This window comes from Streptomyces sp. BA2 (assembly GCF_009769735.1).
GTDB lineage: Bacteria > Actinomycetota > Actinomycetes > Streptomycetales > Streptomycetaceae > Streptomyces.
In genome coordinates, this window is the sequence record NZ_WSRO01000002.1 from 6,836,386 (window position 1) to 6,854,845 (window position 18,460).

General features: G+C 70.4%; 12 protein-coding genes. 10 read left to right on the forward strand and 2 right to left on the reverse strand.

The genetic code is table 11. The features are described 5' to 3' along the window. Window positions 1-54: 54 nt before the first annotated feature. Window positions 55-2,244: a RecQ family ATP-dependent DNA helicase gene (locus E5671_RS33630; RefSeq protein ID WP_160507622.1), complete on the reverse strand. Its 2,190-nt coding sequence runs from the start codon at window positions 2,242-2,244 to the stop codon at window positions 55-57. 133 nt (window positions 2,245-2,377) lie between these two features. Here E5671_RS33630 and E5671_RS33635 point away from each other — a divergent pair, with 133 nt between their 5' ends. The 7 genes from E5671_RS33635 (at window position 2,378) to E5671_RS33665 (ending at window position 13,204) form a co-directional block, all read left to right on the forward strand. After that, window positions 2,378-3,751, forward strand: a complete 1,374-nt coding sequence (locus E5671_RS33635) for a DUF4192 domain-containing protein (protein WP_160507623.1) — start codon at window positions 2,378-2,380, stop codon at window positions 3,749-3,751. A 372-nt stretch (window positions 3,752-4,123) separates the two neighbouring features. After that, window positions 4,124-6,028 (forward strand): glycogen debranching N-terminal domain-containing protein, encoded by a 1,905-nt coding sequence (locus tag E5671_RS33640; protein ID WP_237330283.1) that lies wholly within the window; start codon window positions 4,124-4,126, stop codon window positions 6,026-6,028. A 198-nt stretch (window positions 6,029-6,226) separates the two neighbouring features. Continuing rightward, a complete protein-coding gene (locus tag E5671_RS33645) occupies window positions 6,227-6,988 on the forward strand; it encodes an NUDIX hydrolase (protein ID WP_160507625.1) in 762 nt (253 codons plus the stop codon). Window positions 6,989-7,177: 189 nt separating this feature from the next. Then, on the forward strand, window positions 7,178-9,172 hold the full coding sequence (locus E5671_RS33650; RefSeq protein WP_160507626.1) for an ABC transporter ATP-binding protein: 1,995 nt from the start codon (window positions 7,178-7,180) through the stop codon (window positions 9,170-9,172). Window positions 9,173-9,333: 161 nt separating this feature from the next. Next, window positions 9,334-10,221, forward strand: coding sequence for a FadR/GntR family transcriptional regulator (locus E5671_RS33655; RefSeq protein ID WP_336605912.1), 888 nt, complete (start codon window positions 9,334-9,336; stop codon window positions 10,219-10,221). 419 nt (window positions 10,222-10,640) lie between these two features. Then, window positions 10,641-12,185, forward strand: a complete 1,545-nt coding sequence (locus E5671_RS33660; protein WP_160507627.1) for an RNA polymerase sigma factor — start codon at window positions 10,641-10,643, stop codon at window positions 12,183-12,185. A gap of 188 nt (window positions 12,186-12,373) precedes the next feature. Further along, window positions 12,374-13,204: a S1 family peptidase gene (locus tag E5671_RS33665; protein WP_160507628.1), complete on the forward strand. Its 831-nt coding sequence runs from the start codon at window positions 12,374-12,376 to the stop codon at window positions 13,202-13,204. Window positions 13,205-13,374: 170 nt separating this feature from the next. Here E5671_RS33665 and E5671_RS33670 read toward each other — a convergent pair whose 3' ends face one another. Further along, the gene (locus E5671_RS33670; protein WP_160507629.1) at window positions 13,375-13,602 is read right to left on the reverse strand and encodes a DUF7455 domain-containing protein; all 228 of its coding nucleotides are present in this window, start codon (window positions 13,600-13,602) and stop codon (window positions 13,375-13,377) included. Between the two features lie 440 nt (window positions 13,603-14,042). Here E5671_RS33670 and E5671_RS33675 point away from each other — a divergent pair, with 440 nt between their 5' ends. The 3 genes from E5671_RS33675 to E5671_RS33685 all read left to right on the forward strand — a co-directional run bounded on the left by E5671_RS33675 (window position 14,043) and on the right by E5671_RS33685 (window position 18,449). Beyond that, entirely contained in the window at window positions 14,043-16,166 is a 2,124-nt protein-coding gene (locus E5671_RS33675) for a DNA gyrase subunit B (RefSeq protein ID WP_160507630.1), read from the forward strand. A gap of 163 nt (window positions 16,167-16,329) precedes the next feature. Then, complete coding sequence (locus tag E5671_RS33680) at window positions 16,330-16,860, forward strand: DUF485 domain-containing protein (protein WP_336605913.1); 531 nt, start codon at window positions 16,330-16,332, stop codon at window positions 16,858-16,860. Continuing rightward, window positions 16,857-18,449, forward strand: a complete 1,593-nt coding sequence (locus E5671_RS33685) for a solute symporter family protein (protein ID WP_160507632.1) — start codon at window positions 16,857-16,859, stop codon at window positions 18,447-18,449. Before E5671_RS33680 ends, E5671_RS33685 begins: the two co-directional genes overlap by 4 nt. Window positions 18,450-18,460: the final 11 nt, after the last annotated feature.

The window sequence follows — 18,460 nt, forward strand, 5'->3', positions numbered from 1 at the left end:
CTGGTGATGCGCCTGCTATATCCCTGCCCACGGCGCCCCGCATCGACGCTTGCGTCAGCCTTGCACGGCCAGGACCAGCGGCAACACCCCCTTGGCTCCGGCTCGGCGGAGCATGCGCGCGGCCACCGCCAGGGTCCAGCCGCTGTCCGTCAGATCATCGACGAGCAGCACGGGGCCACCCGCTTCCTGGAGCGCAGCGGCGAGTTCGGAGGGCACCGTCAGCGTCCCGTCGAGGGCGCGCAGGCGCTGGGCGCTGTTGGTCCTCGGCACATGCGCCGTATCGGCTCCGGCGGCGTACTCGATGGAGCCGAGGAGCGGCAGGCGGCCGATCTCGGCGATCCGTGCGCCGAGCGACTGGATCAGCTGGGGCCTGGTGTGCGAGGACATGGTCACGACGCCGGCCGGTCGTGGCGGGGCGTCGGCACTGCCCGAGGCCCAGCCGCCGGGGCCCTTCGCCCAGTCGGCAAGCACGCCGACCACGGCCTTCGCGACGTCGTCAGGCACCGGCCCGTCAGGGGCCTGAGGGGTGAGCATCGGCCGGAGCCGGTTGCCCCACCCGATGTCCGAGAGCCTTCCCAACGCCCGGCCCTGGGAGGCCTGTTCCCCGGCAGGGATACGTCCCTTGAGGTCGACGCCGACCGCGGCGAGCCCGGTCGGCCACATCTTCCGGGGTTCCACATCCACGCCCGCGCGGACCAGTTCGCCCCGCGCCGTGTCGAGTGCCCCGGAGGACACGGCGTCGGTGAAGCGTGCCCCCGCGCAGTTGTCGCAGCGGCCACAGGGAGCGGCCGCCTCGTCGTCCAGCTGCCGCCGCAGGAACTCCATCCGGCAGCCGGGAGTCGTGGCGTAGTCACGCATCGCCTGCTGCTCCGTCTGTCGCTGCTTGGCGACCCAGGCATAGCGCTCGGCGTCGTATGCCCAGGGCATCCCCGTGGAGGTCCAGCCGCCCTTGACGCGCCGGACCGCGCCGTCCACGTCGAGGACCTTGAGCATCGTCTCGAGGCGTGACCGGCGCAGCTCGACCAACGGCTCCAGGGCGGGCAGCGACAGCGGCCTGCCTGCCTGTGCCAGCACGTCCAGCGTGCGCCGGACCTGCTCCTCGGGCGGGAAGGCGAGCGAGGCGAAGTAGTTCCAGATCGCCTCGTCCTCCTTGCCCGGCAGGAGCAGCACCTCCGCGTGGTCCACACCGCGGCCCGCGCGGCCGACCTGCTGGTAGTACGCGATCGGGGAGGAGGGGGAGCCGAGGTGCACCACGAAACCGAGGTCGGGCTTGTCGAAGCCCATCCCCAGGGCGGAGGTGGCGACCAGGGCCTTCACGCGGTTGGCGAGCAGATCCTCCTCGGCCTGCTGACGGTCCGCGTTCTCCGTCTTCCCGGTGTAGGAGGTGACGGTGTGCCCGCACTGCCGCAAGAAGGCGGTGATCTCCTCGGCCGCTGCGACGGTGAGCGTATAGATGATCCCTGAGCCAGGCAGCTCGTCCAGGTGGTCGGCGAGCCACGCCAACCGGTGTGCGGCGTTGGGAAGTTGGAGCACGCTCAGGCTCAGACTCTCCCGGTCTAGGGGCCCGCGCAGTACGAGCGCGTCCGAGGTGCCGCCGGTGCCCAGCTGCTCGGCCACGTCGGCCGTCACGCGCGCGTTGGCCGTCGCGGTGGTGGCCAGGACGGGGACGCCCGGCGGCAGGTCGGCGAGCATCGTGCGCAGCCGTCGGTAGTCGGGGCGGAAGTCATGGCCCCAGTCCGAGATGCAGTGCGCCTCGTCGACCACGAGCAGGCCGGTCGCCGCGGCGAGCTTGGGCAGGACCTGATCGCGGAAGTCCGGGTTGTTCAGCCGCTCCGGACTGACGAGGAGGACGTCCACGTCGCCCGAGGCCACCTCGGCCTGGATGGTCTCCCACTCCTCCGTGTTGGAGGAATTGATCGTGCGGGCGCGGATCCCGGCTCGCGCCGCCGACTCCACCTGGTTGCGCATGAGCGCGAGCAGCGGGGAGACGATCACGGTGGGGCCGCTGCCCCGCTCCCGCAGCAGTGCGGTCGCGACGAAGTACACGGCGGACTTTCCCCAGCCCGTGCGCTGCACGACCAGCGCCCGGCGCTTGTCTGCGACGAGCGCTTCGATCGCGCGCCACTGGTCCTCACGCAGCCGAGGCCCGCCCGGTGGTGGCACCTCGCTGCTTGCGGGCGCGGGACCGCCGACGAGGCGGGCGAGTACGGCATCGGCCGCCGTGCGCAGATCTTCGTTGCTCATGCCCCCATGCAACCCGATGGGTCTGACATTAGGCGAACGAGTCCGCCGAGCTGTGGATAACTCTTGGCGTGCCCCTGACCTTAGTTATCCACAGGGCAAACCGGAATCTGGTGATCCGCGGGAGAGTCGGCGCATGGCGAACCACAGCGAACAAAACGACCCGATCAACCCGATCAACCCCATCGATCCCATCGACCCCATTGGTTCCATCGACGAGACGCTGGTCACCTTGCGTACCCCGGCCGAACTCGCGGACGCCCTGCCGTACTTGCTCGGGTTCAAGCCAGAGGAGAGCGTCGTCCTCATCGCCCTGCACGGCGAGCGGGGGCGGTTCGGCGGCCGGGTGCGCCTCGGTATTCCCGGGCGCGAGGAGGACTGGTCGCCCATCGCGGAGCAGCTCGCCCAGTGCCTGATGGGCGGCTGTGAGCGGCGTGGCGCCCGGCCCGACGGCATCGTGGCCTTCCTGTGCGCGGAACCGGTCGGCGCCGAATCCGGCCGACAGGTCATGGAGCGTCTGCGACCGCTGGCGCAGGTGCTCCGCACCGCCTGCGGAAGCCTTGATGTCCCCGTGTTCGAGGTCGTGTGCATCTCGGCGGGCAGCTTCTGGACCTACTGCTGTCCGAACAAGCAGTGCTGCCCACCGGAGGGCGTGCCACTGCTGAGGCCCGGCACTTCGGTTCTGGCCGCGGCCACGGCCTACGCCGGCGTCCAAGTGGGCGTCACGCCAAAGGAGATGAGGGCGCGACTCACCCCCTGGGAATCCGCCGCCGCAATGGACCAGGAGGCCGCACTCGACGCGGCGGGCATGGCGCTCGTGCACCGGATCCTGGAGGAGGACGGGCACGCCGAGGTCTCCGCTGACACGCTTGACCTGGCCCGCAGGATCATGGCGCGCATGGTTGCCGCGCCGTCGGTCAGCGACCGGCTGGAGGCCGACCTCCAGGACGACGAACTCCTCGCGCACGACGAAGCCGCGGCGCTGATCCTCGGTCTCCAGGACCGTACGACGCGAGATCGGGCTGCGGAGTGGATGGAAGGCGACGCCGCAGCACCCGCGCTTCGTCTCTGGAGGGCCCTGGCCCGTCGCTGCGTCGGCGCCTACGGGGAGCACGCCGCTGCGCCACTGTCGCTGGCGGGCTGGGTGGCATGGTCCCTAGGTGACACCACCGAGGGGCAGGAAGCCCTGGACATGGCGCTGTGTGCCGATCCGAGTTACACCTTCGCGCAGCTCCTGCACCATGCCTGCACCGGAGATCTGGACCCCGAGCCGATCCGCCGCTGCTTGCGCAGGGAGCGAACCGACCGTGGCACGAAGGGAGTTCAGACCGAACTGCCCCTGTCCACGGAACCCTCGGACCCCGCAGATGAGCCGGTGGGTGTCGCTCCACGACGCCGCCGCCCCGCACGCCCGAAGGGCGGCACTGATGCCCGGGCCACCGACAGGCCGACCACAGGGCCACAGAACCGCCGTCGCACCCTCCGGCGCGCAGCGAGGAACGACACATGAACCCGGGAGGCCCGCGCCCGGGGACAGGGACCCGAGGGACGCCGTCCGGGATGCCGTACGGGGAAGGCAGGGGCCGGCCGAGTGGCTTCCCCTCCCGTAGGCGTGACTTGGGGCGGGGCGGGTCCGTTCACCTGAGTGGCGGTACCTGTGCCTGGGTCGATCCGCCGTACGACCTCCGACTTCCCGTAGCGCGGACAGCGCAGAAGAGGCCACCTCATGCCCCTGCCCGCCCCGCCTCCTGTCTCCGGCAGAGAGGGTCCCCAGAGGCCTGCGCCGGGTTCACCGCCTCCTCCCGGCGGACCCACGCAGGCTCCCCCACCGCGTCGCCCCACGCAGCTGCCGCCCGCGCACGCGACGCTGATCTGTGTCGCCATGCCCGCCCTCGCGATCTCCACGGACCAGGGGCAGTTGACCGGCCGCGGACTCGAGGGGTTCTACCGCGCGGGGCGCAGGCTGCTGGCCCGCTGCCAGCTGCGAGTGGCGGGGCGCGAGCCGATCGCAGTACAGGCACGGATGCTCGCGGCCGACCATGCCCGGTTCGTGGCGACGCTGCGCCCATCCGCGGACGGCGGCCCGGACCCGGACGTGGTCGTCGAGCGGATCCGGTACGCGGACGGTACGGAGCGGATCATCCTGCGCAGTGCCGCCTGCCGGCACCTGCGGCTGCCCGTGGAGGTGTCGCTCGGCACGGATCTGGCGGAACTCGGAGCGGTCGCCTCCGGCAACACCGGTCCCGAACTGCCCGCCAGTGTCCACGACTCCGGGATGCGCTGGTCCTCGCCTGCGGGCACCTGTGTGGTCACCGCGCACCCGGCGCCCGCGGACGCGCTGGCCTCCGCGGGGCTGTTGCGCTGGGAGGTGGACCTGCCGCCGGGCGGCACCTGGAGCCTGGAGCTGCGGGTGCGGCCGGAAGGCGCGGGCCCGGTGAGGGCGGTCGGGCACGGGGTGTCACGCTCCCTCGCCACGGCGCGGGCCGCGGGCGACGACCCCAGGGCCCGAACGCTGCTGGACCGATCCGTGGAGGATCTCCAGGCGTTGCTGTTGCGGGACCCCGAGCACCCGACCGACGTCCACCTGGCCGCGGGGGCGCCATGGCGCTGCGGTCTCGCTCCGGCCGAGGCGCTCGCGGCCGCCCGGATGGCCTTGCCGCTCGGCACGCGGATCGCCGCGGGGACGCTGCGTACGCTGGCCCGCAGGCAACTCACGGGCGAGGGACCGAGGGTGGGCATGATCCCGGGGCCGCTGCGGAACGCGGGACCGCATCTGCCGCCGGGGTGCACAGGGGTCGAGGCGACGCTGCTCTTCCCGGTGCTGCTCGCGGAAGCTTGGCGTTGGGGGCTGTCGGCGCAGGAGACGGAGGAGCTGCTGCCGGCGGCCGAGCGTTGCCTGCGGTGGCTGCTTGCCGCGGCGGGCGACGCGGGGCGCCTGCCGGACCCGTATCCGGGCGGGCCCGCGCGCTGCGAGACCCAGGGCCATGCGCACCGGGCCGCGCTGCTCGGTGCCGACCTGCTCGACGCGCACGGCCGTCCGGGCGGTGCCGACCTGCGGCAGTGGGCGGAGCGGCTGCGGGGCAGGTTCCGGGAGGACTTCTGGGTGGAGGACCGGACGGGTGGCCGGCCCGCCGCGGCCTGCCTGGCCGACGGCCGCCCTGTGCCCGTCCTCACCGGCGGAGCCGCGCACCTCCTCGACACGGGGCTGCTCGGGTCGGGCGTGTCGGCGCCAGGACTGCTGGACAAGGTGCGGACCGAGCAGCTCGCCCGGCTTCTTGGCGGGCCCGCCATGGACTCCGGGTGGGGGCTGCGGAGCCTGGGCGCCAAGGAAGTCGCGTACAACCCTTTCGGACATCGTGGCGGGGCGGTCCGTGTCCATGAGACGGCGGTGGCCGTCGCTGGTCTGGCCGCCGCGGGCTACGAGAAGGAGGCGAGCGCACTGCTACGAGGGGTGATGGCGGCGGCCGAGACGTTCGGCCACCGGCTGCCTGAGATGTACGCGGGGGAGCAGCGCACGGAGGGCAGCGCTCCGTTGCCGCACCCTGCTGCCTGTCGCCCGGCGGCCACAGCCGCGGCTGCCGGGGTGCAGCTCCTCACGGCGCTCGCAGGGATCCGGCCCGACGCCCCGGCGGGCACGGTGACGCTGCGCCCCGTCCGCAGCGCGCCCCTGGGGGAGCTGGGGCTGACGGCGCTGCAAGTCGCGGGTGCCCCGTTCTCCGTGCGCGTCAGCAGGCTCGGTCTCGCCATGGTCGAGGAGGCGGCCGACGGACTGCAGCTGGGGGTGTGACCACCGGAGACGGGCCCACGGGGGAAGGACCAGAGGGGCGGGCCCTCCCGGAGAACGGGCCTACGTAGGAAGGGTCTGCGGCGGTGTGCCTCACCTGCGGCGGGTGTGGCCTAAATCTGACGCGGGGCCCGGCGAATCCCGGCGGGATCAGATGCCGGAGGAGCTGTTTATCGTCAGGAAGACGACTATGATCGCGGCATGTCGCCCTACGACCCGTCGGCCTTCCCGCCCTTCGCTGTCACCGTCGATCTGGTCGTGCTGACCGTGCGTCGCCACGCGCTCTGCGCACTTGCCGTACGCCGTGGTGAGTCGCCGTTCCAGGGTCGTTGGGCACTCCCCGGCGGATTCGTGCGTGACGACGAGGACTTGTCGGCCGCCGCCGCGCGGGAGCTGGTCGAGGAGACGGGGCTGTGCGCCCACGAGCCGGACTCTCCGGCCCAGGCGAACGGCGCGCACCTGGAGCAGCTCGCCACGTACGGCGATCCCAAGCGCGATCCGCGGATGCGGGTCGTCAGCGTCGCCCATCTCGCACTCGCCCCCGACCTCCCCGCGCCGAGGGCCGGCGGTGACGCGAACAGTGCGCGCTGGGCGCCGGTCGAGGCACTGCTCAACCAGGGTGGATACGGCCGCGAGGGCGAGCAGGCGGCGCCGCTCGCCTTCGACCACGCGCAGATCCTGGCGGACGGCGTGGAGCGCGCCCGTTCGAAGATCGAGTACTCCTCGCTGGCGACGGCCTTCTGCCCGCCCGAGTTCACCGTCGGTGAGCTGCGCCGGGTGTACGAGGCCGTGTGGGGCGTCGTGCTCGACCCGCGCAACTTCCACCGCAAGGTGACCGGCACGCCGGGCTTCCTCGTGCCCACCGGCGGTACCACCACCCGCCAGGGCGGCCGCCCCGCCCAGCTCTTCCGCGCGGGCGGCGCGACGCTGCTCAACCCGCCGATGCTGCGTCCCGAGGTCTGAGGCTCGCGCCAGGTCGCTTCGCTGGTCATCTGCCGGTCTGGGCGCGTGATGAACACCCGCGGTCCACGCCCTGACCGAAATGCCGGAAATATCGCGTTATCTTGCTGAAGTACCCACGGGGTTCGTCCGTCCCCGACCCGGCGGACGAACCCTGGCCGCCGAGCGGTCGCACATTCCGCGAGAGAAGCGATGATCCAGGCCATCGGACTGACAAGCAATCCCCGCCAGGAGCTGCCGCCCGCCGTCGACGACGTGTCCTTCGAGGCGCGAACAGGCCGTGTCACGGCACTGCTCGGCGCGCAGGGCGCCGGCAAGACGACGGCGCTGAGGCTCATGCTCGAAATCCAACAGGGCCGAGGAGTCACCTACTTCAGAGGGCGTCCGCTGCACCGCATCGCCCACCCGTCACGCGAGGTGGGTGTCCTTCTGGGTGAGGTCCCGGGGCACCCCGGCCGCACGGTCCGCGGTCAGCTGCGCATGCTGTGCGCGGCCGCCGGTGTGCCCGTCCAGCGCGCCGACGACGTACTCGAAGTCGTCGGTCTCGTCAGCCTTCGGGACCAGCGGCTCGGCATGCTCTCGCGCGGCATGGACCGCCGTCTCGGCCTGGCCTGCGCGCTGCTCGCCGACCCGCACACTCTCGTCCTCGACGGGCCCGCTGACGGGCTCTCGGCCCGGGAGGGCGGCTGGCTGCACGGAATTCTGCGCGCGCATGCGGACCAGGGCGGGACCGTCCTGTTCTCCACGGCCGACCCCAAGGAAGCCGCGCGGACCGCCGACCGCGTCGTCACGCTGGAAGCGGGCCGGCTGGTGGCCGACCAGGAAGCGGGGGACTTCGCCCGCACCCGGCTGCGCCCCCGGGTCGCGGTGCGCAGTCCGCACGCGGCACGGCTCGGCGTGCTGCTGACCAAGGAAGCCCGTGCCGGGCAACGCTCCATCGAGGTGGTGCGGGAGGACGGCAACCGGCTCTCGGTGTACGGCAGCAATTGTGCCGACGTCGGAGAGACGGCCTTCCGTCACGGAATCCTCGTCCATCAACTCGCCGACGAGATCGGGGACGCGGGGCCCTCGGCTGAGGCTGCTGTGCCCGTTCCCGAGCCCGCGCCTGCCCCCGGAATCCACGCCTCCGGCGCAGCGGCTGCGGGCGATGCGGGAGGGAACCCGGCAGGACGCGCCCCGGCGGCAGAGACGTCAGCCGCCTCAGCCACCATGCTGGCCGGAGCCGAGACGTCGGCCGAGGCTGAGACCGTGGCGTCAGCCGGGAACCTCATCCCGCTCGCCCCTGCGGACCCGCTCGCCGCCACGGACCGGATCGCGGCCACAGACCTTTCCGCCCCTGCGGACCCGCTCGCCACCACCACCCAACGCGCCCCCCTGCCGCCATCCCCCCTGCCGCCCCCCATCTCCGTCCGACCCGCCCGCAGCCCCCTCCGCCCCTTGCGCTACGAGCTGCGCCGTGCCGCCGGTGTCGGTACCGGCTACCTCACCACGGGCGTCGTACTCGCCGTCTCCGCCGTCCTCTGCGTCTTCCTCGCCAGGAGTGGTCACACGCCGCAGCCCCACCTGCTGGCCGCCTGGCCCCAGGAACTTCCCTTGCCGCCCGCGGCGCTTGGCGCCGGACTGCTCGGTGCCCTCGCCTTCGGCGAGGAATTCCGCCACCCCGCCCTGGCTGCCGACCGGGGCACCGTCCCCCGTCGCTTGGGGCTGCTCAGCGCGAAGTTGATCGTCGCGGCCGCCACCGCGCTCCTGCTGAGCCTGCTCGTCCTGGTCTCCGACGCCGCGCTCCTGCACCTGGTATACGGAGAAGAGGTCGCGAAAGTTCCCGCCGACTGGCTTCCGCTGGGCGCGAGTTGGGTGGCGCTGGTGGCGGGCTGCGCCTGGGCGGGGGTGCTCGCCGGAGGAGTCTTCCGGTCCACGACCGCGGGCCTCGCCGCGGTTCTCGCGGTCCCGATCGTCGTCGTACCGCTCGTACAGAAAGCCTTGGAGGGGCCGTCTGTGCGATCGGCGGCGGGGCTCCCCGGGAGGCTGCGGGACCTCGCGCTGGTGCAGTGGCCGTTCGGTGTGGAGCGTTATCTGGCCGGCGGAGTCCGGATGGTCGCCCAACCTGTTGGTAGTGCGCTGATGTTGTCGCTGACCGCTCTGCTCTGCGCGTATCTGCTCACGGGCATGCGCGGCAGGGCTCGATAGCGGCCGTTCTTCGCTTCCGTTCCCGTCCTGCGCACAACTCCCCGGAGAACGCCCATTTCTTTCCGATAAGGCGTCAATTGCGGCGGGGTAAGCGATCACCCTTTCGTGTGCTTTTCACCAAAGACCTCAAGGGACTTGGGAGCCACGCCGACAAAGGTTCCGTGAGTACCCTTGCGCACACCATGATGACCGCCGCCCGCTCCGCAGACTCCGGCCTCGCCGGCCCGGGCGAACTCGACCGCTACCCCTACGCCGAGGCCCCGGGTGCCGACCGCGTCGTCGCTCCCTCGTGGGACAGCGCCGACCAGGACCTCGGCCGCGTGGGACGACGTACCGCCGGCAGCCGCGGCCGTGGGCTGCACGGCCAACTCGTCCAGCAGCTCGGCCAGATGATCGTCTCCGGCGACCTGGGAGCCGACCGCCCGCTGGTCCCCGAGGAGATCGGCCAGCGTTTCGAGGTCTCCCGCACCGTCGTCCGGGAATCACTGCGTGTACTCGAAGCCAAGGGCCTGGTCAGCGCCAGGCCCAATGTCGGCACGCGCGTGCGGCCCGTCAGCGACTGGAACCTGCTGGATCCGGACATCATCGAATGGCGCGCGTTCGGGCCGCAGCGCGACGACCAGCGCCGAGAACTCAGCGAGCTGCGCTGGACGATCGAGCCCCTCGCCGCCCGGCTCGCCGCGGGCCACGGCCGCGAGGAGGTGCAGCAGCGGCTCGCCGACATGGTCGAGATCATGGGCCACGCCCTCAGCCAGGGCGACGGGATCACGTTCTCCCGCGCCGACGCGGAGTTCCACTCGCTGCTCATCCAGCTCGCGAGCAACCGCATGCTGGAGCACCTGTCGGGCATCGTCTCGGCCGCGCTCCAGGTCTCGGGCGGCCCGGTCACCGGCTGCGACCGCCCCACCGAGGCGTCCCTGGTGCACCACTCGCGCATCGTCGACGCCCTTGGGTCGGGCGACGGGCCCGGCGCCGAGGCCGCCATGCGCCAGCTGCTCACCGTCCACCCGGAGGTGGAGCGCGTCGTGCCCGCCCCCCGCGAGCACTGACGGCCGGGTCTGCGTCCGTACGGCCGGCTCATGCGCCTCGCGGCCCGACCTCATCACTCCGTTGGCGCGGTGGCGTCGCCGGGCTTCTGTGGGTTCCTCGGGGATCCGGCAGAGGCCCGGCGATGCGGTCGTTGCTGTCCGGAGGGCCGTCAGGGCTCGGGTCTGGACGCATCTGACCGTGTCTGGGCGCTTTTGAGCGCTTACGGGGTGTGACTCGGGCCACGTAGATTGGGCGTAACGCTCCTCGGGGCAGCGCGATGACCTAAGAGGTGATAGCCGAGGAGGGAATACAGCAGTCGTTCGCGGCGCTGTGTAGCTCCCCGGCCCCGCCTGCGCCGTCGGCCCATCCCCAGTCGTCGGTCGTCGGTCCTGGTCCACAATGGACGGGGCCGGAAGCCGTTTTCCAACGTTCCGAGAGGTTGTTCGTGTCGGCCAGCACATCCCGTACGCTCCCGCCGGAGATCGCCGAATCCGTCTCTGTCATGGCGCTCATCGAGCGGGGAAAGGCTGATGGGCAGATCGCCGGCGATGACGTGCGTCGTGCCTTCGAAGCTGACCAGATTCCGGCCACTCAGTGGAAGAACGTTCTGCGCAGCCTCAACCAGATCCTCGAGGAAGAGGGTGTGACGCTGATGGTCAGTGCCGCGGAGCCGAAACGCCCCCGCAAGAGCGTCGCAGCAAAGAGCCCGGCCAAGCGCACCGCGACCAAGACTGTCGCGGCCAAGGCGGCCACGGCGAAGCAGGCCACCGCGACCGCCGCCCCCGAGGCGTCGGCCGTGGAAGTCGCAGCTGAGGACGCGCCCGCGAAGAAGGTCGCTGCCAAGAAGACGACGGCAAAGAAGGCCGTCGCCAAGAAGACCGTCGCCAAGAAGGCGACGGCAAAGAAGAGTGCGTCCAAGCAGGACGACGAGATCCTGGACGACGAGGCCACCGAGGAGACGCCCGCCAAGGGCAAGCCCGGTGAGGACGCCCCCGAGGAAGAGGGCGCCAAGGGCTTCGTGCTGTCCGACGAGGACGAGGACGACGCTCCGGCCCAGCAGGTCGCCGCGGCCGGCGCCACCGCCGACCCCGTCAAGGACTACCTGAAGCAGATCGGCAAGGTCCCGCTGCTCAACGCCGAGCAGGAGGTCGAGCTCGCCAAGCGCATCGAGGCCGGCCTGTTCGCCGAGGACAAGCTGGCGAACGCCGACAAGCTCGCCCCGAAGCTCAAGCGCGAGCTGGAGATCATCGCCGAGGACGGCCGCCGCGCCAAGAACCACCTCCTGGAGGCCAACCTCCGTCTGGTGGTCTCCCTGGCCAAGCGCTACACCGGCCGCGGCATGCTCTTCCTGGACCTCATCCAGGAGGGCAACCTCGGTCTGATCCGCGCGGTCGAGAAGTTCGACTACACCAAGGGCTACAAGTTCTCCACGTACGCCACCTGGTGGATCCGTCAGGCGATCACCCGCGCCATGGCCGACCAGGCCCGCACCATCCGTATTCCGGTGCACATGGTCGAGGTCATCAACAAGCTCGCGCGCGTGCAGCGTCAGATGCTCCAGGACCTGGGCCGTGAGCCCACCCCGGAGGAGCTGGCCAAGGAACTCGACATGACCCCGGAGAAGGTCATCGAGGTCCAGAAGTACGGCCGTGAGCCGATCTCCCTCCACACCCCCCTGGGTGAGGACGGCGACAGCGAGTTCGGTGACCTCATCGAGGACTCCGAAGCGGTCGTTCCGGCCGACGCGGTCAGCTTCACGCTCCTTCAGGAGCAGCTGCACTCCGTGCTCGACACCCTGTCCGAGCGTGAGGCGGGTGTGGTCTCCATGCGCTTCGGTCTCACGGACGGCCAGCCGAAGACGCTCGACGAGATCGGCAAGGTCTACGGGGTGACGCGTGAGCGCATCCGTCAGATCGAGTCGAAGACGATGTCGAAGCTGCGTCACCCGTCGCGTTCGCAGGTCCTGCGCGACTACCTCGACTAGTCACCAGCGCTCCATACAGAAGACCCGAGGCCTCACGCGAGGCCTCGGGTCTTCTGTTTGTGCGACGCGTCCTGTCCGACGCGCCTCCGATGCGGACGCCCTGACGCGTGCGCGCGTGGCGCGGGTGCGGGGTGTGCCGCACTGGATCACTGTGGGTGTTTCACGGCAACCCAGAGTGAGGAGATCGCATGCCTCGTCCTTTCGCCCGAACATTCACTGCGGCGCTGGCCCTTGTCGCCCCGGTGGTGGCGCTGCCGCTGGCCTCCCCGGCCCCCGCGTCCGCCGACAGCATCGTCATCGGGGGCAGTCCGGCCCGGGTGGCCGACAGCCCGTGGGTGGTGGCGCTGTCCAGCCGTGACCGGTTCGGGGGTACGCGTTCGGGACAGTTCTGCGGAGGCGTCGTGGTCGGGCGCTCGACTGTCCTCACCGCGGCGCACTGTCTGGGAGAGGAGGTCCTCGGAGTACGGCTGAGCGAGATGAGTGATCTGAAGGTGATCGCGGGCCGGGATGACCTGGGCACGTCGGAAGGCCGCGAGATTCCGGTGCGCGAGGCGTCGGTCAATCCGGAGTACGACAGTTACTCGAACTCCGGCGATGTCGCGGTGCTGTCGCTGGCGAACCCGCTTCCGCAGGGCTATGTGATTCCCATGGCCGGTGCGGGCGATCCGGCGTACGAACCGGGCACGCGCGCGGCGGTCTACGGGTGGGGTGACACGACGGGGTCGGGCGATTACGCGCGGACGTTGCACTCCGCGCGTGTGCGCGTGCTGCCCGACTCGACGTGCAGCGAGGCCTACCCGGGAAGTTCTGACGGAACGTACACGGCCGCATCCATGCTGTGTGCGGGGGAACTTGAAGGTGGCCGTGACGCCTGCCAGGGGGACAGCGGCGGTCCGCTTGTCGCGCGCGGGCGGCTGATCGGCCTGGTGTCGTGGGGGAGCGGCTGCGGGCGGGCCGGGAGTCCCGGGGTCTACACGCGGATCTCGGGCGTCGCGCGGGAGATGCCTCTGCGCGGCTGAAATTACGGGAGTTGTCCACGCGGGGAGTCTGGAGTGCCGCGAGGGACCGCCGAGGAGGTGCCTGGGCGCCCGTCTAACGCGAGCGGGCGGCCGTCCCTGGGGTTGGCAGGGGCGGCCGCCCGGTCACCGGCCTGGTGTGCGCCGGATGGCTCGTCGTGGGGTGCGAGGCGTCAGCGATCCTCGTCGTTGGTCTCAGGGACGGCCGTCAGCCGCTCCGTCTCGTCCTGTATCTCAGCGGCGATCTTCTTGAGTTCCGGCTCGAACTTGCGGCCATGGTGGGCGCAGAAGAGCAGTTCACCGCCGCTCAACAGGACGACGCGCAGGTATGCCTGGGCGCCGCAGCGGTCGCAGCGATCAGCGGCCGTCAGGGGGCTCGCGGGGGTCAGAACAGTAGTCACGTCGCCTCTTCTCTAGCTCGACGAGCTGTCGTACCAGGGTCAACATCCAACCAGGCCGAAAACGTTCCCGCTCGTGGCTTTTCCTCGAAGTTTTTTCCGAGGCGGCTGTCTGCTGCCGGTTGGCGGCGAATGTGCCGTATTACGTCTCTCACGTGTCGTACGGTTTCGCGCTGTCTGTCAGGTCGGTCGTCCGCCGGCTGGGTTGCCGGTTGTTCATGAGGACGTGCCCGGAGCCTAAATGGTTCATGCCTGGAAGGGAACGTGACGTGCGCTTCACTCAATCGAGGGATCGAACAAGCGTGCGGCCCTGGACTAGTGTGAGGTGAGACGAGGGTGGCGTTACAACGGCTCTACCAGGCCTCGGTACCCTCTGAGCGGCAACCGAAGCCGGGGCCTTACCCCAAGAGACCCCTTTTGAAATTCAGCGAGGAGCGAACCGCGTGACCGCCGAGACGTCCGTGCCGTCCACAGCGTTGCTGACCGGAGCAGACCGGGACGGTTCCAACTACACCGCGCGGCATCTGCTCGTCCTGGAGGGGCTCGAGGCCGTTCGCAAGCGCCCGGGCATGTACATCGGGTCGACGGACAGCCGTGGCCTGCTGCACTGCCTCTGGGAGATCATCGACAACTCCGTCGATGAGGCTCTGGGCGGCTACTGCGACCACATCGAAGTCATCCTCCACGACGACGCCTCCGTAGAGGTCCGGGACAACGGCCGAGGCATCCCGGTGGATGTCGAGCCCAAGACCGGCCTCTCCGGAGTCGAGGTCGTCATGACGAAGCTCCACGCGGGCGGCAAGTTCGGTGGTGGCGCCTACGCTGCCTCCGGCGGCCTGCACGGTGTGGGTGCCTCCGTGGTGAACGCCCTCTCCGCGCGCCTCGACGTGGAAGTGGACCTCTCGGGTCACACCCACGCGATCAGCTTCCGGCGTGGCGTCCCCGGGGCCTTCGCCAAGCCCGGCCCCGACGCCGACTTCGACTCGTCGGCCAAGCTGCGCAAGGTCAAGAAGATCCCCAAGACGCGCACCGGCACGCGCGTGCGCTACTGGGCCGACCGCCAGATCTTCCTCAAGGACGCCAAGCTCAACCTCGAGACGCTGCACCAGCGCGCCCGGCAGACCGCGTTCCTCGTGCCGGGCCTGACCATCGTCGTGCGCGACGAGTACGGTCTCGGAGAGGGCGGTACGAAGGGGGAGGAATCCTTCCGCTTCGACGGCGGCATCAGCGAGTTCTGTGAGTACCTGGCCCAGGACAAGGCCGTCTGTGATGTCCTTCGCTTCACTGGGCAGGGCACCTTCAAGGAGACCGTCCCGGTCCTCGACGACCACGGCCAGATGACCCCCACCGAGGTCAACCGTGAGCTCGCCGTGGACGTCGCGCTGCGCTGGGGCACGGGTTACGACACGACGCTGCGGTCCTTCGTCAACATCATCGCCACCCCCAAGGGCGGCACCCATATGACGGGCTTCGAGCGCTCGCTCACCAAGACGATGAACGAGGTGCTGCGCACCCAGAAGGTGCTGCGTGTCGCCGAGGACGACATCGTCAAGGACGACGCCCTGGAGGGGCTGACCGCGGTCGTCACGGTCCGTCTCGCCGAGCCGCAGTTCGAGGGCCAGACCAAGGAGGTGCTCGGCACCTCGGCGGCCAACCGCATCGTCGCCAACGTCATCGCCAAGGAGCTCAAGGCGTTCCTGACGTCCACCAAGCGCGATGCCAAGGCGCAGGCGCGCGCCGTGATGGAGAAGGCCGTCGCCGCGGCCCGCACGCGCATCGCGGCCCGGCAGCACAAGGACGCCCAGCGCCGGAAGACGGCCCTGGAAACCTCCTCGCTGCCCGCGAAGCTCGCCGACTGCCGCAGTGACGACGTGGAGCGCAGCGAGCTCTTCATCGTCGAGGGGGACTCGGCGCTCGGCACCGCCAAGCTGGCGCGGAACTCCGAGTTCCAGGCACTCCTGCCGATCCGCGGCAAGATTCTCAACGTTCAGAAGGCGTCCGTGACGGACATGCTGAAGAACGCCGAGTGCGGCGCGATCATCCAGGTCATAGGGGCGGGGTCCGGCCGGACCTTCGACATCGACGCGGCGCGCTACGGGAAGATCATTCTTCTCGTCGACGCCGATGTCGACGGCGCGCACATCCGGATCCTGCTGCTCACCCTCTTCCAGCGCTACATGCGCCCGATGGTGGAGGCGGGCCGGGTCTTCGCGGCCGTGCCGCCCCTGCACCGGATCGAGCTGGTGCAGCCGAAGAAGGGCCAGGACAAGTACGTCTACACGTACTCGGACAGCGAGCTGCGCGAGACGCTCCTGGAGTACCAGCGCAAGGGGATCCGCTTCAAGGACTCCATCCAGCGCTACAAGGGCCTCGGCGAGATGGACGCGGATCAGCTCGCGGAGACCACCATGGACCCCCGCTTCCGCACCCTGCGGCGGGTCAACATCGGCGACCTGGACGCCGCCGAGCAGGTCTTCGATCTGCTGATGGGCAACGACGTGGCGCCCCGCAAGGAGTTCATCACGAGCTCGGCGGCGACGCTGGACCGTTCGCGCATCGACGCGTAGCGCACTCCACCCGCGGGGTCCACCCGTGGGGCGCCGGGCTCGGGTCTTCGATGAGGCTCTTCACCTGATGGGGTGAAGAGCAGGGAGACAAGAGTCAGGGATCTTCCCGTTCTGTCCATCCTTGGGCACGCGGCCGAACAAGGCTGCGGACAAGGAGAGTTCGGTGGAGAAGCACGACGGGCGCGATGCGGGGCAGGTGCGGACCAGCGATCCGAGGGATCCTTGGTACGACGCGCTTGCGTCCGGCTGGGGCGAGTTGGACGGCACGGGCGCGCCGGCGACCGTGGCGCCGCCCCGAGTCGCGCCGGAGCGGATCGCGAGCGCGGCCGACATCTACCTGGAGGTCCAGCGCAGCGCTGCCTTCCAGGAGGTGCGCGGCCGGTACCGGCGGTTTGTCTTTCCCGCAGTGGCCCTCTTCTTCACCTGGTACGTCGCGTACGTCGTGACGGCCACGACGGCACCGGGGCTGATGGCGCGGCCCGTCGCCGGATCCGTGAACGTCGCGATGCTCGCCGGTCTCAGCCAGTTCCTCACCACCTTCCTCCTGACCTGGGCATACGCCCGCCACGCCCGGCTGCGCAGGGATCACGCGGCGCTCGATCTGCGCTGGGCCGTGTTCGAGCAGAAGCGGGAACAGGACCAGAAGCGGGTGCAGAAGCGCGAGCAGGAACTGGCCCGGGGGAGCGAGCGATGACCGGGGACCACCAGACGCTCGCGCTGCTGCTGTTCGGCGTGTTCGTGGCCGTCACGCTCGCCATCACGACGTGGGTGAGCCGGAACCGGCACGGTTCGGCGGAGGAGTTCTACGCGGGCGGGCGGCTCTTCTCGCCCGTGGAGAATGGATTCGCCATCGCGGGCGACTACATGTCGGCCGCTTCCTTCCTCGGCATCTCCGGACTGATCGCGCTCTTCGGGTACGACGGGCTGCTCTACTCGGTGGGCTTCCTCGTCGCCTGGCTCGTCGTGCTGTTCCTGGTGGCCGAACTGGTGCGCAACTGCGGCCGGTTCACGCTCGCCGACGTCGTCGCAGCCCGGATGCGAGAGCGGCCCGTGCGCATCGCGGCGGGAACTTCCTCGGTGACCGTGTCCGTTCTCTATCTGGTGGCGCAGATGGTGGGGGCGGGCTCACTGGTGGCGCTGCTGCTCGGCGGGACGAGCGGGGCGGCGCAGGCCTGGACGGTGATCGGCGTCGGTGCGCTCATGGTCATCTATGTGTCGTTGGGAGGGATGCGGGCCACTACCTGGATCCAGATCGTCAAGGCGGTCCTGCTGATGTGCGGCGCGATCGCGCTGACCGTGCTCGTTCTGGTGCGTTTCCACGGCGACTTCGACCAGTTGCTGCGGACCGCGGCCGACCGCAGCGGACACGGCAGCCAGTTCCTCGCGCCAGGGTTGAAGTACGGCGGTGACTGGACCTCGCGCCTGGACTTCATCAGCCTCGGGCTCGCGCTCGTCCTCGGCACGGCCGGGTTGCCGCACATCCTCTCGCGCTTCTACACGGTGCCGACCGCGCGGGCCGCCCGCCGCTCCGTCGTCTGGTCCATCGGCCTCATCGGCAGCTTCTACCTGATGACGATCGTGCTCGGCTTCGGCGCTGCCGCGATCGTGGGCTCCGATGCCGTGCGGGGATCGAATGCCGCTGGGAACACGGCAGTTCCGCTTCTCGCGCTCGACCTGGGAGGCGGCGCGGACTCCACAGGAGGAACGGTTCTTTTCGCGATCGTCGCCGCGATCGCCTTCGCCACGATCCTCGCCGTCGTCGCCGGGATCACGCTCGCCTCATCGGCGTCCGTGGCCCACGACCTGTACGCGTCGCTGCGGCGCAAGCACGCGAAGCCGCGCAGCGAGGTGGCGGTGGCGCGCCTCGCGGCTGCCGGGATCGGTGTGGTCGCGATCGGCCTCGGGCTGCTCGCCCGGGATCTCAACGTCGCGTTCCTGGTGGGCCTCGCCTTCGCGGTCGCCGCGTCCGCGAATCTGCCTGTGCTGCTCTATTCGCTGTTCTGGCGGAACTTCACCACGCGGGGAGCGGTCTGGTCGGTCTACGGCGGCCTGGTGCCCTCCCTGGTGCTCGTTGTGCTCTCACCCGTGGTCTCCGGAGGGCCGAACTCTCTCTTCCCAGGGGTGGACTTCCAGTACTTCCCGCTGGAGAACCCGGGTCTCGTCTCCATCCCGCTGGGCTTCCTCGCCGGATGGCTGGGCACCGTCACCTCGCCGGAGCCCGCGGACGAGGCCAAGCACGCGGAGACCGAGGTGCGCTCGCTCACCGGGGCGGGAGCGGCGTAACCGCCCTCCAG

Bases quoted from the DNA above. Each gene is read 5' to 3' on its own strand.
- E5671_RS33635 (WP_160507623.1), top strand. From the start codon at position 2,378: ATGGCGAACCACAGCGAACAAAACGACCCGATCAACCCGATCAACCCC.
- E5671_RS33650 (WP_160507626.1), top strand. From the start codon at position 7,178: ATGATCCAGGCCATCGGACTGACAAGCAATCCCCGCCAGGAGCTGCCG.
- E5671_RS33645 (WP_160507625.1), top strand. From the start codon at position 6,227: ATGTCGCCCTACGACCCGTCGGCCTTCCCGCCCTTCGCTGTCACCGTC.
- E5671_RS33630 (WP_160507622.1), bottom strand. From the start codon at position 2,244: ATGAGCAACGAAGATCTGCGCACGGCGGCCGATGCCGTACTCGCCCGC.
- E5671_RS33685 (WP_160507632.1), top strand. From the start codon at position 16,857: ATGACCGGGGACCACCAGACGCTCGCGCTGCTGCTGTTCGGCGTGTTC.
- E5671_RS33640 (WP_237330283.1), top strand. From the start codon at position 4,124: ATGCCCGCCCTCGCGATCTCCACGGACCAGGGGCAGTTGACCGGCCGC.
- E5671_RS33665 (WP_160507628.1), top strand. From the start codon at position 12,374: ATGCCTCGTCCTTTCGCCCGAACATTCACTGCGGCGCTGGCCCTTGTC.